Origin of the sequence: Corynebacterium faecium, from assembly GCF_027257105.1 — a bacterium.
In the GTDB taxonomy this organism is placed as follows: Bacteria; Actinomycetota; Actinomycetes; order Mycobacteriales; family Mycobacteriaceae; genus Corynebacterium; species Corynebacterium lehmanniae.
This window is the reverse complement of record NZ_JAPYJX010000008.1, coordinates 120,319-133,515: the sequence shown is the minus strand read 5'-3', so window position 1 is coordinate 133,515 and position 13,197 is coordinate 120,319. Positions and strand designations below refer to the sequence as shown.

The 13,197-nt window shown below is 65.7% G+C and carries 13 protein-coding genes; 8 read left to right on the top strand and 5 right to left on the bottom strand.

Translation table 11 applies throughout. The annotated features are described in order from the left end of the window. Window positions 1-36 precede the first annotated feature (36 nt). The gene (locus O5O53_RS10240) at window positions 37-1,101 is read left to right on the top strand and encodes a glycoside hydrolase family 25 protein (RefSeq protein ID WP_269511857.1); all 1,065 of its coding nucleotides are present in this window, start codon (window positions 37-39) and stop codon (window positions 1,099-1,101) included. On the opposite strand, the gene O5O53_RS10235 is transcribed toward O5O53_RS10240, so the two are convergent. Then, window positions 1,098-1,712: a PGAP1-like alpha/beta domain-containing protein gene (locus O5O53_RS10235; protein ID WP_269511856.1), complete on the bottom strand. Its 615-nt coding sequence runs from the start codon at window positions 1,710-1,712 to the stop codon at window positions 1,098-1,100. The genes O5O53_RS10240 and O5O53_RS10235 overlap by 4 nt on opposite strands. A 20-nt stretch (window positions 1,713-1,732) precedes the next feature. Between O5O53_RS10235 and O5O53_RS10230 the strand changes: the two genes are divergently transcribed. Beyond that, window positions 1,733-2,953, top strand: a complete 1,221-nt coding sequence (locus O5O53_RS10230; protein ID WP_269511855.1) for an alpha/beta hydrolase — start codon at window positions 1,733-1,735, stop codon at window positions 2,951-2,953. After that, the gene (locus O5O53_RS10225) at window positions 2,950-5,358 is read left to right on the top strand and encodes a bifunctional lysylphosphatidylglycerol flippase/synthetase MprF (RefSeq protein WP_269511854.1); all 2,409 of its coding nucleotides are present in this window, start codon (window positions 2,950-2,952) and stop codon (window positions 5,356-5,358) included. Before O5O53_RS10230 ends, O5O53_RS10225 begins: the two co-directional genes overlap by 4 nt. Here O5O53_RS10225 and O5O53_RS10220 read toward each other — a convergent pair. Beyond that, entirely contained in the window at window positions 5,273-6,094 is an 822-nt protein-coding gene (locus tag O5O53_RS10220) for a spermidine synthase (protein WP_269511853.1), read from the bottom strand. The two genes, O5O53_RS10225 and O5O53_RS10220, sit on opposite strands and share 86 nt — an antisense overlap. A gap of 187 nt (window positions 6,095-6,281) precedes the next feature. On the opposite strand from O5O53_RS10220, the gene O5O53_RS10215 reads away from it, so the two are divergent. Further along, window positions 6,282-6,470 (top strand): hypothetical protein, encoded by a 189-nt coding sequence (locus O5O53_RS10215; RefSeq protein ID WP_269511852.1) that lies wholly within the window; start codon window positions 6,282-6,284, stop codon window positions 6,468-6,470. A gap of 5 nt (window positions 6,471-6,475) precedes the next feature. Next, window positions 6,476-7,138: a hypothetical protein gene (locus O5O53_RS10210; RefSeq protein WP_269511851.1), complete on the top strand. Its 663-nt coding sequence runs from the start codon at window positions 6,476-6,478 to the stop codon at window positions 7,136-7,138. 59 nt (window positions 7,139-7,197) lie between these two features. On the opposite strand, the gene O5O53_RS10205 is transcribed toward O5O53_RS10210, so the two are convergent. Then, a complete protein-coding gene (locus tag O5O53_RS10205; RefSeq protein ID WP_070844118.1) occupies window positions 7,198-7,485 on the bottom strand; it encodes a metal-sensitive transcriptional regulator in 288 nt (95 codons plus the stop codon). 31 nt (window positions 7,486-7,516) lie between these two features. Continuing rightward, window positions 7,517-9,649 carry a heavy metal translocating P-type ATPase gene (locus O5O53_RS10200; RefSeq protein WP_269511849.1) on the bottom strand — a complete coding sequence of 711 codons (2,133 nt, stop codon included), beginning with the start codon at window positions 9,647-9,649 and terminating at the stop codon, window positions 7,517-7,519. A 175-nt stretch (window positions 9,650-9,824) separates the two neighbouring features. Here O5O53_RS10200 and mnmA point away from each other — a divergent pair, with 175 nt between their 5' ends. From mnmA to O5O53_RS10185, 3 genes are read left to right on the top strand one after another with little or no spacing between them, the layout of a single operon-like run. Then, complete coding sequence (gene mnmA / locus O5O53_RS10195; RefSeq protein WP_269511848.1) at window positions 9,825-10,904, top strand: tRNA 2-thiouridine(34) synthase MnmA; 1,080 nt, start codon at window positions 9,825-9,827, stop codon at window positions 10,902-10,904. Between the two features lie 10 nt (window positions 10,905-10,914). Next, complete coding sequence (locus O5O53_RS10190; RefSeq protein ID WP_269511846.1) at window positions 10,915-11,772, top strand: uroporphyrinogen decarboxylase/cobalamine-independent methonine synthase family protein; 858 nt, start codon at window positions 10,915-10,917, stop codon at window positions 11,770-11,772. Next, on the top strand, window positions 11,769-12,152 hold the full coding sequence (locus O5O53_RS10185) for a hypothetical protein (RefSeq protein ID WP_239356210.1): 384 nt from the start codon (window positions 11,769-11,771) through the stop codon (window positions 12,150-12,152). Before O5O53_RS10190 ends, O5O53_RS10185 begins: the two co-directional genes overlap by 4 nt. 7 nt (window positions 12,153-12,159) lie before the next feature. On the opposite strand, the gene O5O53_RS10180 is transcribed toward O5O53_RS10185, so the two are convergent. Next, window positions 12,160-12,834: a 3'-5' exonuclease gene (locus O5O53_RS10180; RefSeq protein ID WP_239356211.1), complete on the bottom strand. Its 675-nt coding sequence runs from the start codon at window positions 12,832-12,834 to the stop codon at window positions 12,160-12,162. Window positions 12,835-13,197 lie beyond the last annotated feature (363 nt).

Here is a 13,197-nt window from a genome sequence, read left to right as displayed (position 1 = left end):
TGGTGTGTGTGACTTGAGTGGTTTAGTGTGTCGGTCATGCAGATTTCTCGCCGCATCCGTACCGCAGCCGCCGCCGTGACCGCGCTCGCCTTGGGCCTGAGCGTGATCAACCCGGTGACCGGGCCCGCAGACGCCCAGTCCATCCCGGGCGTGGTCTCCGGCGTGGACGTGGCGGGCCACCAGCGCCCGGGCGGCGCCGCCATTGACTGGCGCTCCGTGAGTACCGTCGGCGGCCAGGACTTCGCCTACGTGAAGGCCTCCGAGGGCGACGGCTGGAAGAACGACTTCTACGACGAAGACGCCAAGGCCGCAGCTGACGCCGGGCTGAAGGTGGGCGCCTACCACTACGCGCGCCCGGCGGAAGACCCGGTCGCGCAGGCGCGGTATTTCGCCTCCGTGGTCAACGACGGCCCGGCGACCCAGCTTCCGCCCGTGCTGGACCTGGAGGTCGACGAAGGCCTGGGCCCGGTGCAGCTGGCGGGCTGGACGCAGGCGTTCCTCTCTGAGCTGGAGGCGCGCACCGGCAAGCGCCCGATGATCTACACCTACCGCTACTTCTGGTACGAGCGCATGAACGATACCCGCGCCTTCACCTCGTACCCGCTGTGGCTGGCGGCTTACCAGAACCGCCCGCCGGCCCCGGTCGGCGGCTGGGACAAGCTTTCCTTCTGGCAGCGCAGCGATTCCGGCCGCGTGGTGGGCATCAACACGCCGGTGGACATGAACATCTTCAACGGCAACGCCGCGCAGCTGGGCCAGTTCGCGGCCGGCGACCTGCGCGCAGGCGGGGGCGTGCTGGAACAGTTCCAGGCGCCGGATTCCGGCGAGCTGACGGTGCTCGAGCAAGACAGCACCAAGCTCGTCGTGGCCATTCTCGCGCTCGCCGCGGGCGGTCTGGGGGCGCAGCAGCTTATCGACGCCGCCCGTCTCGCCGGCTTCGACCCGACCGACGCAGACAACATCGCCAACCTCGTCCGCGCGCTCGCGGGCCAGGGCGAGCTGCCGATTGAGGATCTGCAGAAGATGATGGTCGGCGACTACCAGATCGGCGACCTGCTCATCCTGCTGGACAACGCCGCGAAGGAAGCGAACAAGGGCTAAAGGCCGAGCGCACCCAGGATTGATTCCGTCTGCTGCGGCAGGCGATTGTGCGCGACTCCGTGCACTTCCACCACGCGGCCCAGACGCGATGACGCGGCCGGCACCACCCGGTCCGCGTCGGAGGTAATCGAGACGACCTTCACACCTTCCGGGATCTGAGGTGCGGTGTCGTGCTGGTCCAGCTGCGTGAACGATTTTCCGAGTACGCGGCGGACCAGCCATTTCGGACGCCAGCCGGTGTCGGTGCCGCGCCAGGACGCGCCAAGGCCGACAAGCGTGTGCACGCGCTCGCGCACTCCGGGCACCGCAAGGGCGCGCAGCCCGACCAGGCCGCCGTAGGAGTGGCCGACGATGTCGACCCGTGTCGTGTCTTCTGGCAGGGACATGACGAGTGCGGCGATTTCGGCGGAGCAGACGTCGAGAAGCTGGGTGCCCCGGCGCCCGTAGAACGGGGCGAAAAGCCCCACGCCCTGGACGGCCAATTCTTCCGCGAGTGCGCGGAAAGCGGCAGGCTCGCCGAGGGTACCGTGAAGCGCGACCACGATGTGGGGCTGGGAGGTTGCTGTGGAGGGGTCGGGAAGACACCTCGGGATGTAGGACGCGAGCGCCATAGGGAGTAAACCTACTCACCGTGGAAGCAATTCGATCGATCCCGGTGGTCGGCCACGACGCCGCCGTGGTGATCTTCGCCCTGCTCGGCCTTGCCGCCTTTGCAGTGCTGGCCCTGCTGGGGCTCCGCCGCCGAACGCTGTGGGCGGTGCTGGCAACCGTTGTGGTGATGGGCGCGGTGGTCTTCGCGCTTTCGGTGTGGCCGAAGCCGTTCCCCGACGGCATCCCGGCGCCCGTCTATGCGAGCTGGGCAGTCGGCGTGTTTGCGTTGGCGGCGCTAATCTTCGGGCGGCGGCGGGTGTTGTTGGCGTGCGTGGCGGTGCCCGCAGTGCTGCTGGCGTACCTGGGTACGAACACGCAGTACCAGCAGTACCCAACGGTCGGTGCATTCCACCCGGTGCCGGTGACCGTGAACATGACGCTCGAGCAATTCCAGAAGACCACGTCCGCGCCGCAGCTGCACGGCCGCGAAGTCGGCGCGTTGGTGACGGTGCCTGCGGCCCCGTTCCGCGACCTAGTGGCATACATCCCGCCCGCCTACTGGCACGGTGCGAACCTGCCGGTGCTGATGCTGCTCTCCGGCAGTCCGGGTTCGCCAGCCGGATGGTTTTCCGACGGCCAGGCCGCACAAGCGGCGGACGACTTCCAGCAAGACCACGACGGGAAGGCACCGATTATTGTCGGCGCCGACGGCACCGGATCGACCACCGGCAACCCGGCGTGCATCGACGGGCCAGACGCGCAGATGCAGACCTACCTCGCACACGACGTGCCCGAGGTGGTGAAGCAGACCTTCCGGGTGGAGCCCGACCAATCCAAGTGGACCGTCGGCGGGTTGAGCTACGGCGGCACCTGCGCGCTGCAGATAGTCACCAACAACCCGCAGTCTTTCGGATCCTTCCTCGACTTCTCCGGGGAACCTGAGCCGTCGGTGGGCAGCCACCAGAAAACCGTGAACCAACTCTTCGGCGGCGACGAGGGCGCTTTCCGGGCGGTGAACCCCTCCACGCTGCTTATCCGCGCGACGGGGACGCAGAAGTACGCAGGCATCCACGGCCGGTTTGTCGCCGGCGAAAACGACCCCATGAGCCGGACCGCGCTGCCGCACTTGAACAGGCTTGCGCGCGCCGCGGGAATGGACACCACCTACACGGCCCTGCCCGGCGGCCACAGCTACCAGGTATGGCGGGTTGCGCTGCGGGAGAACCTCGACTTTGTGGCGCAGCGGGGAGGCATCCGATGAGACTTGTCCGGACGATTCCCTTCACCCTCGCATTGGTGGTGGCGCTGTGGGCCTGCTTTCCTGTGCGAGGACAGCTCGGCTACGACCTGCCCGCAGACGCGCATCTGTGGCACCTGCTCACCTGCGGCGTGACGGGAAACAACCTCGCAGCCGCCGTCTACGCCACGTTTGCCGCTTTGCTGATTGCCGCACCGGCGGAGCGGGCGCTTGGCTCCCGCGCCTTCGCCGTCGCTGCCGTGTCGTCCCAGGCAGTGGTCATGCCCGTCGCCTGCGTGGTGGGCGCAGCCATCGAACGAGCCGGATTCAACAGGTGGGGTACCGACCTGGTCAACGAGGTGTACTGCACTCCACTCGCCTGGATGATCGGCCCGCTCGCATTCGCCACGGCGCGCATGGGCGTGCTGTGGCGCAGGAGGCTGCGCCTGGTGCTGGCCACACTCACCGGCACCCTGGTGCTGTATTCGGGCACGCTTTCCGACGTCGTCGCGCTCACCGCCGTGATCGCCGGCGTGGCCGCCGGGGAAGTGGTGTGGGGCCACACCAGGCCGACGCGCAGCGCGTCGTTGCGCGAGTCAAGAGTGCTCGTCGCCGCCGGATTCGTCGCAGTTTCCGTCGGCCCGGTGCTCACCGCGCTCAACCCTGCCGCGCAGGGTCCGTTCGCCGCGGAAAGCTTGCTCATGTGGGAGCCCGCTCTTGACGCGGAGGACGTGCGCAAACTGTGCGGGGACCCTACCGCCGCTTCGTGCGTGGAGGCGATGTCGATCAACCAACTCCACGGGATTGCGCCGCTGCTGCTCAACGTCGTGCCGGTGGCGCTCGCCCTTGTTGTGGCGCTCGGGCTCGTCCGCGGCCGCAGGCTAGCGTGGTGGGGAGCCATGGCGTTGAGCGTGGCGTCGCTCGCAGTGGTGGTCGGGCAAGTCGCAGGTAGGGAGAGCGACGTTGTCAGCGCGGCGAACAGCGCCTTGGTCGTGCTTCCGTGGGTGGCGTCGATCGTCGTACTTGTGGCAACACGGGGGAAGTTCACCGTGGCGTCGGACTGGAGGCGTGCCGTGCGCCCGCTGGCAATTTCGCTCCTTGCGACGGCTGCCGCATGGGTCGCGGGGTCGCTGCTGCTCGCGGACGGGTTCGTGGGGGAGGCTAACCTGCGCAACACGCTGTTCGAGCTGCCGTTGCGGTACTTGCCGCCCGCAGTGGCCGTCGAGCTGCCGCACCGCATGTTCCCGCACACTGCCGGCGCGTGGGTGCTGTACGAGTGGGTCGGCGTCGTGTTCTGGTGCGCGGCGCTGTGGGCGCTGTTCCGGGTGCTGTCTTCGGCTCCGTCACCCGCAGCAGAGGCAGACCGGGCACGAGCCCGCGACATCCTCGTCCACGGCACCGGCGACCACCTCGCATGGATGGGGCTGTGGGAAGGCAACCGCTACTTCTTCGCCGGCGATGCCGGTTACGTGGCGTACCGCGTCTCCCACAATGTCGCGGTGACGGTCGGCTCGCCGGTGGTCTCTGGAAGTAATCAGGCTGAGGTGGCGGGCGAGTTCGAGCAATTTGCCGCCTCTCAGGGGTGGCGCGTGGCCTGGTACTCCGTCCCAGAGGACTTCGCGCGGCCTGGGTTCCGCACCGTCCACGTGGCGGAGGAGTCGCTGCTGTACACTGACAACCTCGAGTTCAAGGGCAAGAAGTTCCAGAACATCCGTACCGCGAGAAACCGCGCAGGGAAGGAAGGGGTGCGCGCGGTGTGGACCACGTGGGCGGAGTGCAGCCTGGAGATGCGGGAGAAGATCGCTGCGCTGTCGGAGCAGTGGGTGGCGGACAAGGCGCTGCCCGAGATGGGGTTTACCCTCGGCAGCCTGGAGGAGCTGCGGGATCTGGACACCAAATTGTTGCTCGCCGTCGACGAGTCCGGCCGCCTGCATGGCGTGACCAGCTGGCTCCCCGTGTACGAACACGGCGCGGTGGCCGGCTACACGCTAGATTTCATGCGGCGCGACGCGGACGGATTCCGCCCCGTGATCGAATTTCTCCTCGCGGAGGCGGCGGTGGTCGCAGGCGGCGAAGGACTGGGTTGGGTGTCGTTGTCCGGTGCGCCGCTTGCGCGTACAGACGAGCCTTCGGCGTTCCTCGATATCCTCCTGGACAAGACGGGCGCGACCATCGAGCCGCTCTACGGCTTCCGTTCTTTGGCCGCGTCGAAGCACAAGTTCCACCCGACGCACACCAGCTGGAACCTCGCCTACGACGACGAGCTCGCTCTCGCCTCCATCGGGCTGGCGGTGGTGAACTGTTACCTGCCGGACATGAAAACCGCCGACGTGGCGGCGGTGGTCAGGGAGTTTCTGAAGCGGCGGGATCGGGGGTTGGATCGTGCCGAGGTTGCGTCGCCAGGCGGCGGCACCACGCCTCGTCCTTGAACTGCGCCGGCACCCCGCCCTTGAGCAGGTTGCGGGTGAGCGTATCGCTCGCCTCGAGCGGTGACCCCGCGCCGATGAGCACGATGTTGCCGTAGCGGCGGCCCTTGAGCATCGGCGGGTCTGCGATTGCCGCGACGTGCGGGAACACCTCCAACATCCCCGCCAGCTCCTCTTTGGCCTCCTTGAGGTCCGAGTGCGAGCCGCAGTTGGCCACGTAGAAGCCGCTTTCGCTTAACGACGTCCACGCTGCGGCGTAAAACTCCACCGTCGTCAGATTGCGCGGGGTGGTGGCGGAGCTAAATACGTCGCGGATGATCACGTCACGCGTCGCCGGTTTGAACGCGTCGGTGACTTCGCGCGCGTCGCCGACGCGGATTTTCACGGTGGGGGACCGGGGGACGTCGAAAAGCTCGCGCGCAAGGACGGCGAGCTCCGAATCGATCTCGACGACCGTGCTGCGCGAGCCGGGCCACGCGGCGGCGAAGTAGCGGGCGAGGGTGCACGCGCCGCCACCGAGATGCGTCAGGCGCGACTTGGCCCGCTTTGTCTCCGGGTAGGCGGAGTCGAGGAAGTCCGCCATCCAGCGCATGTACTCGAAATCCAGCCGGGTCGGCTCGCCGGGGACGATGTGGGAGCTGGGCACGCCGTTGACCAGCAGCACCATGGAGCCGTCGGGTTCGTGCAGGACTTCGGCGACGCCGGTGTCGATCTCGTAAAACTCGCTTTTTGCGACCATGGCAGGTGAGGGTACTAGAGGCGCGCGTCGGTCCCGCGCAGGTAGGCCACCGAGGCGGCCCAGCCGGCTGCCGCGAGCAGTCGCGTCGTACAGCGGTATGACGCCTAAGAATGAAGGTCTTGCGCTACCATCGCTACTACTGATCCAGAGGATCGACGTCTGCGGGATATTCGCGAAAGGAGGGCAAATGTCGACTCCGGTTACCCGAATGCTTTCGAACGACGAGATTATTCAGGAATTGGCAAACATCGAAAAAGAGATACAGCCCTACAACGTCGAAGTCTTATGTAGGCTGCGAGACGCAGGTGCCTTGAAGTTCGACGAAGAACGTCTGCTGGAACGTCACGAAGCCTTGTCGTGGATGCTTAACGGGTAAGTGCTTTGACCGACACAGCCTGGGTACAACATGCGACTACGTTCGTCGGGGAAATCCAGGATCTGCTCGAAAGCACACTAGTAGGGGCGACCACACTCGAAATTTTCGAGACTTCCAAAGAGAGCCTTCGATCGTGGTTCAAAATCTCGAAGGAACTCGTAATAGGCAAATCTGGAAGCAATCGATTACATCTTGCTGTCGAGTTCCGGCTGCGTCCAAGCAGTTCCGGGAGCGGTGTAGCCGTCGAGAAAAGCTCGATAAAGGTCGAATTTAGAGCTACGCAACGCTTTGTACCCATTGTTCGGTTCGAGTTCGACCGCGAAGCCAGAAACAAGCCCTCAAGTCATTTTCAGTTTCACGCGGAATCTGTACCGCTGGGATTGCTCCTGGCAAGAAGCGGGCGCTACGAGACCGCGGCGCAGCAGCAGAATATCCATTTCCCCCTCGGTGACCCGCAATTCCGCGTCACAGTAGAGGATGTTGTGGAATTGGTTGTTAGAGAGTTCGATGCACAACCAATGCCGGGGTGGGAGGAACGAGTGGAAGAGGGACGTAGCCGATTCGTAGAAAAGCAAACGGAAGCAGTAATACGTCGGGACCCCACCAAAGCAGCTGAGGTATTGCGCTCCGCTGGATTTACTGTGCATCCTCCATCAGACATAGGCTGACGTTTCACCTTTCGCTGAGTACGGACACGCAACAGACGCACGAGTCCTCCCACGGCTGTCTAGGATTTCACCATTCGCGCGATTGCGGCTGACGCCTCTTCGATCTTGGCGTCGGCTTCCTGCCCGTCGCTGATCGCATTGGCAACACAGTGCTTCAAGTGGTCGTCCAGCAAACCCAGTGCTACGCCCTTCAGCGCCGCGTTGACCGCACTGATCTGGGTGAGGATGTCAATGCAGTAGGCGTTTTCGTCGATCATGCGGTGGATACCGCGGGTTTGCCCCTCGATTCGTTTGAGCCGGGCGAGGTAGCGGTCTTTATCGCTGATGTAGCCGTGGTCGTTCATCATGGGCCTCCTGAGTGGTGTGGACGGTGTCGGGTCACTTGGACCGGTTAAGCATCCGGTCGGCGCTGCTCTGCGGGGTGAGGTCGAGGCGGCGGAGCAGCTGCGCATTCAGCGCCACGACGACGGTCGAGGCCGACATCAGAATTGCGCCGACGCTCATCGGCATCACGAACCCGATTGGGGCGAGGATACCGGCAGCCAGCGGAACGGACAGCAGGTTGTAGCCGGCCGCCCACCACAGGTTCTGCTTCATCTTCCGGTAGGTCGCACGGGAGAGCTCGATGACCGAGAGCACCGATCGCGGGTCGGAGCTTGCCAGGACGACGCCCGCCGAGCCGATGGCCACGTCTGTGCCGGCACCGATCGCGATGCCGACATCGGCCTGGGCCAGCGCGGGGGCGTCGTTGACGCCGTCGCCTACCATGGCGACCTTGTGGCCCTCGCCTTGCAGTTCCTTGACTTTCGCGGCCTTGTGCTCGGGACGCACACCCGCGAAGACCCGGTCAATGCCCAGGTCCTTGGCTACGGTGTCCGCGACGGCCTGCGCGTCGCCGGTGATCATGACGACCTGGGCGCCCGCAGAGTGCAGTGCGTCGACGGCGTCGCGGGACTCGGGGCGGATCTCGTCGGCAAGCCGGAGTGCTCCGATCACTTCGCCGTCGGCGAGGACGTGGAGAATGATCGCGCCCTCCTTTCGCCACTCGTCTGCGATGGGGAGCTCTTCGGCGGAATGCTTCTCAAGCAGGTAGGGGCCGCCGACCTCGATTACCTCACCGTCAACAGTTGCCTTCACGCCCACAGCTGGCGACGAGGAGAAGTCGCTGGCACTCGGCACAGCCACGTCACGGGTCTTCGCCGCACCGGTGATGGCGCGAGCGAGTGGGTGCTCACTGTCCGCCTCGGCGGCCGCTGCCAGCGCGAGCACGTCTGCTTCCTCATATCCGCTGATGGTGTCGATCGCGGTGACGGTGGGTTCGCCTTTGGTGAGGGTGCCGGTCTTGTCGAACAACACGGCGTCGACGGTGCGCATGGATTCGAGAGCGAGCCGATCCTTGATCAGTACCCCGCCGCGGGCGGCGCGCTCAGTCGCAATCGAGACGACCAGCGGGATTGCGAGACCTAGGGCGTGAGGGCAGGCGATGACGAGCACCGTAATGGTGCGCACTACGGCGTCGTTTGGCATGCCGACGACGGTCCAGACCACGGCGGTCAGAATGGCGGCGCCGAGGGTGAACCAGAACAACCACGCGGCGGCCTTGTCTGCGAGGCGCTGCGCCCGCGATGACGATTCTTGCGCATCGGTGACGAGCTTTTGAATGCCGGCCAACGCGGTGTCGCCACCCGTGGCTGTGACCTCGATGCGCAGACCCGAGTCTGTCGCGATGGTGCCAGCGACCACGTGCTCGCCCTCACCGCGCCGCACCGTTTTCGACTCACCGGTGACCATCGACTCGTCCATGCTGGCGCTGCCGTCGACGATTATGCCGTCGGCAGGCACGGACGCGCCGGGCCGCACGATCACGACATCGCCGACCTCAAGATCCGCCGGGGTGACCTTCACTACTTCGTCGCCGTCGATCTTCTCGGCCTCGTCGGGCAGAAGTGCGGCGAGCGAATCCAGGGCCGAGGTGGTCTGGGCGAGGGAGCGCATCTCGATCCAGTGCCCCAGCAGCATGATGACCACCAGCAGCGCCAGTTCCCACCAGAAATTCAGCTCGCGGTCCAGCAAGTTCAGGCTCGCACCCCAGGAGGAGACGAAAGCGACCGTGATCGCCAGGGCGATCAGCAGCATCATGCCGGGTTTTCGTGAGCGGATCTCGGAGACAGCACCCGTCAAGAACGGGCGACCTCCCCAGAAGTAAATGACCGTGCCCAGGAGCGGCGAGATCCAGCGGGTCCATTCCGCGTCAGGTAGCTGGTAGCCGATGAGGTGGGCGAAGGTTTCGCTAAATCCGACGACCGGGATCGCGAGAACCAGCATGATCCAGAAGAGCCTGCGGAACTGGGCTACGTGATCGCCGTGGCCTGCGTGGCCATGGCCTCCATGTTCTCCGTGGCCCGCGTGCTCTGTGTGGTTGTGGCCGGCAGGGCCTCCGTGGTTGCTGTGTTCGTGATGGCTGGCGTGCCCACCGGGTTCGGTGCTGGAGTGGGCGTGTCTGTCGTTCATGGTTCTGTCCTCTCGTTGCAGTTCATCGTTGTGGTCGGTTCGGCCGTGCCGGGGGCCCTAGCACGACGGCCGTCTTCCACCTTAATACCCCAGGGGGGTATATGTCGAGGGGGTGTTTCCACGCGACCAGCCGGACGTTTCACCTTTCGCCTTCACGGGACTACACTGCGCCGACATGCGAGTATTGGCGGCCATGAGCGGGGGAGTGGACTCCTCTGTCGCTGCTGCGCGCCTGGTGGAGGCGGGCCACGACGTTGTCGGCGTGCACCTTGCACTGAGCAAGGACGCGCAGCAGACGCGCGAGTCTGCCCGCGGCTGCTGTTCCCTGGAGGACTCCGCCGACGCGCGCCGCGTGTGCGACCACCTGGGTATCCCGTTTTACGTGTGGGACTTCTCTGACCGCTTTAAAGAAGAGGTCATCGACAACTTCGTGTGGTCCTACGAGCACGGCGAGACCCCCAACCCGTGCCTGCGCTGCAACGAGAAGATCAAGTTCGCGGCACTGCTCGACCGCGCGGTGACCTTGGGCTTCGACGCGATCGCCACCGGGCACTACGCAATTATCGACGACCAAGGAAACCTCCGCCGATCCACCGACCCGAAGAAAGACCAGTCCTACGTGCTCGGCGTGCTCACGCGCGACGAGCTGGACCGCTGCATCTTCCCTGTAGGGGATACTGAAAAGCCGCAGATCCGCGAGGAGGCGGCCCGCCACGGGTTCGCCACCGCGTCCAAGCCAGACTCCTACGACATTTGCTTCATCCCAGACGGCAGTACGCAGGCGTTTTTGGGCCGTTCCATCGGCATGCGCCCCGGCATGATCAAGGACACCGAGGGCCGCGAGCTGAAGGAACACGACGGCGCGTTCCAGTACACGATCGGCCAGCGCAAGGGACTGAATATCCGTGTGCCTGCGGAAGACGGCAAGCCGCGCTACGTCACCGACGTGGACACCACCACCGGCACGGTCACCGTCGGCCCTCGCGAGGCGCTGAAGGTCCACGAGATCACCGCCGACCGCCTGAAGGTGCTGCACCCGGCGATGGAGGGCGAGTTCGAGGCCAACGTGCAAATCCGCGCCCACGGCGGGGTCGTGCCCTGCACTGCCCGCATCGACGGCGATCAGATGACGCTCGCCCTGCACGAGCCGCTCGAGGGCGTGGCGCGCGGCCAGGCTGCGGTGCTCTACCTGCCGGACCCGGACGGTTTGGGCGACATCGTGCTGGGCTCCGGAACCATCTGCGCCACTGCGTAACATCGGCTCCGTGACAACACTTCCTCCCACAGCGTTCGGCCTCGGGCCTCTGCCCGGCACCGACCTCGCGCAAGCCGCGGACGTGGTGCTCTCCGAGTCGCCGCTGCCGCACGTCCCGCAGCTGCCGGACCGTGGCGCCGGCTCGGACCTGATCGGCCGCACCGCCGCGATGCTGGAAATCCCTGTGGCGCGCGGGCCCCGCGGCTGGCGCGTGGCGGCACGGGCGAGCAAGGATGCGGACCGCATGGAGCGCGACCTCGACCACCTCGAGGAGCTCTGGCACGGCAAAGCAGACACCGTGAAGGTGCAGCTGGCGGGCCCGTTCACGCTCGCCGCCGAGATTGAGATGGCCAACGGCCACCGCATGATCACCGACCCTGGCGCGCTTCGCGACCTCACGGACGCGCTGTTGGAGGTGTGCGTGGGGCACCGGAGGGACGTCGAGAAGCGATTTGGCAAAAGCGTGCTGCAGCTTGACGAGCCGCGCCTGCCCGAGGTCGTCGCTGGCACGCTGCAAGGCACCACCGACTTCGAGACCATCCGCGCGATCCCCGAGCCGGGGGAGACACTCGCGCGCTTCGGCGAGCACCTGCTGCATACGCCCAAGCTTGTCGACGTCCCGTGGCTGACCTGCGACCCGCGCCGCGCCGACAAAGACGCGCTGGCCCGGCTGTTGGACGCCGGCACACGCATCGCGATTCCGGTGATGGCCCCACGCGAGCTGTACAACCTCTTCGACGAGCTGCAGATCGACCCGGCCACCACGACCGTGGACGTCTACGCCGAGCCGGCCGCCACACTGGTGGACAGCGCGGCGAACTACCGGGCGGCTCGGGAGATGGCCGAGGCACTTACAGTGGAGGCATGAGCGCACCGCTGCACTGGGACAAGAAGAAGGCCGACCTCTCCACAGGGATCGTTTTCGGCGTGATGTTCTTCGTCGTCTTCGGCCTCATGATGGACGACATGATTTTCGGCATTGCCATCGGCATCGCGTTCTTCGCCGCGTTTGGGCTTTTGTCGGGCAAGCGCGAGGCCGATTTTGACGGGCAGACGCTGCGCCTGGTGGAGAAGAAAGAGACCACAGAGCTCGACGCCGCCAGCATCGCCGACGTGATCATCAGCGAGTCGGGCGCAATGGTGGTGAAGACGAAGTCGGGGGAGACGTACTCGGTCGAATCCGAGGGCGACAACCGGGGTCTGCACAACTTCGCCGAGAAGCTGCGCGCGGAGCTTGCGCTCAACTAGCCCAGAACTAGCCGAGCATGGGCCAGCCGGGCAGCACGTTCGAGGCGTCGCGGCCTTGGGACTCGAAATAGCGCTTCCGGTCCTCCTGCAGCGTGAAGTACTGCACCGCCTGGTACTCCATGAGCTCGCCGGCGTCCATCTGGGCAAGCTCCGGGTAGAGCTTGCGTACCTGCATCCACGCCACGCGCGCGGCGGCGAACGCGTCGGCGGTGGCCTCGTGCGCGTTGTCCAGCCGCACGCCGTAGTGCTCGCACATCGACGTCAGGTTGCGCGGGCCTTTGCGGTAGCGGTCCTTGGCACGGTCGATCAGCAGGGGGTCGAACACCGGGCCGGTGACCGTGAAGTCCCCGGTGAGCTGGCGCAGCACCGTCAGGTCGTAGGGGGCGTTGAACACCACCAGGGTCAGGCCGTCCTCCCAGCCCTGCTTGATCGCCTCCACGGTCTCGCGCACCACCTCGTCGTGGTCGCGTCCCTCCGCGCGGGCCTTCTCGGTGGTGATGCCGTGCACCTTCGCGGCCTCCTCGGGGATCTCCACCCCGGGGTCGGCGAGGGTTTCGTTGGCGTCGACCTCGGAGCCGTCGATACGCACGATCGCAGAGGTGACCACACGGGCCTCGCGCGGGTTGGCGGAGGTGGTCTCCAGGTCGAAGGAGAGCATGCGGGAGGCGTCGAAAGTGGCCATGGGCGACATTGTAATGAGCGCGCCGACACGGGCAGCGGGCAAGTCATTCGCCGAGCGTGCGCACGCTGATGAACTCCGACAGAGGCACTGGGTCGCGGTACCCGGGGTTTAATCCCACCCGCGTGCCCTTCGGAGGTCAGAAAGAATGGTTGCCGTCGTTTCAGATCGCGAGTACTCAGGCGGAAGACTTCGGCCCTCGAGCTTCATCGACGCCACTGCGGCCTCACGGGAAAATTCCGTCGGGGTCGAAGTAGCAGTTGTTCGTGCTGCGGTCATGAGCTGTCCTCCTTTCCTGTAACGCATTCTAGGTGCACCAGTGCACCGATGAATAGAAACTTGTCTGGCGCAGGCAGGTGGCTGATA

Coding starts and splice junctions, on each gene's coding strand:
- O5O53_RS10185 (WP_239356210.1), top strand. CDS start 11,769: ATGAGCGCACCGCTGCACTGGGACAAGAAGAAGGCCGACCTCTCCACA.
- O5O53_RS10180 (WP_239356211.1), bottom strand. CDS start 12,834: ATGGCCACTTTCGACGCCTCCCGCATGCTCTCCTTCGACCTGGAGACC.
- O5O53_RS10205 (WP_070844118.1), bottom strand. CDS start 7,485: ATGATGAACGACCACGGCTACATCAGCGATAAAGACCGCTACCTCGCC.
- O5O53_RS10240 (WP_269511857.1), top strand. CDS start 37: ATGCAGATTTCTCGCCGCATCCGTACCGCAGCCGCCGCCGTGACCGCG.
- O5O53_RS10200 (WP_269511849.1), bottom strand. CDS start 9,649: ATGAACGACAGACACGCCCACTCCAGCACCGAACCCGGTGGGCACGCC.
- O5O53_RS10220 (WP_269511853.1), bottom strand. CDS start 6,094: ATGGTCGCAAAAAGCGAGTTTTACGAGATCGACACCGGCGTCGCCGAA.
- O5O53_RS10235 (WP_269511856.1), bottom strand. CDS start 1,712: ATGGCGCTCGCGTCCTACATCCCGAGGTGTCTTCCCGACCCCTCCACA.
- O5O53_RS10225 (WP_269511854.1), top strand. CDS start 2,950: ATGAGACTTGTCCGGACGATTCCCTTCACCCTCGCATTGGTGGTGGCG.
- mnmA (WP_269511848.1), top strand. CDS start 9,825: ATGCGAGTATTGGCGGCCATGAGCGGGGGAGTGGACTCCTCTGTCGCT.
- O5O53_RS10215 (WP_269511852.1), top strand. CDS start 6,282: ATGTCGACTCCGGTTACCCGAATGCTTTCGAACGACGAGATTATTCAG.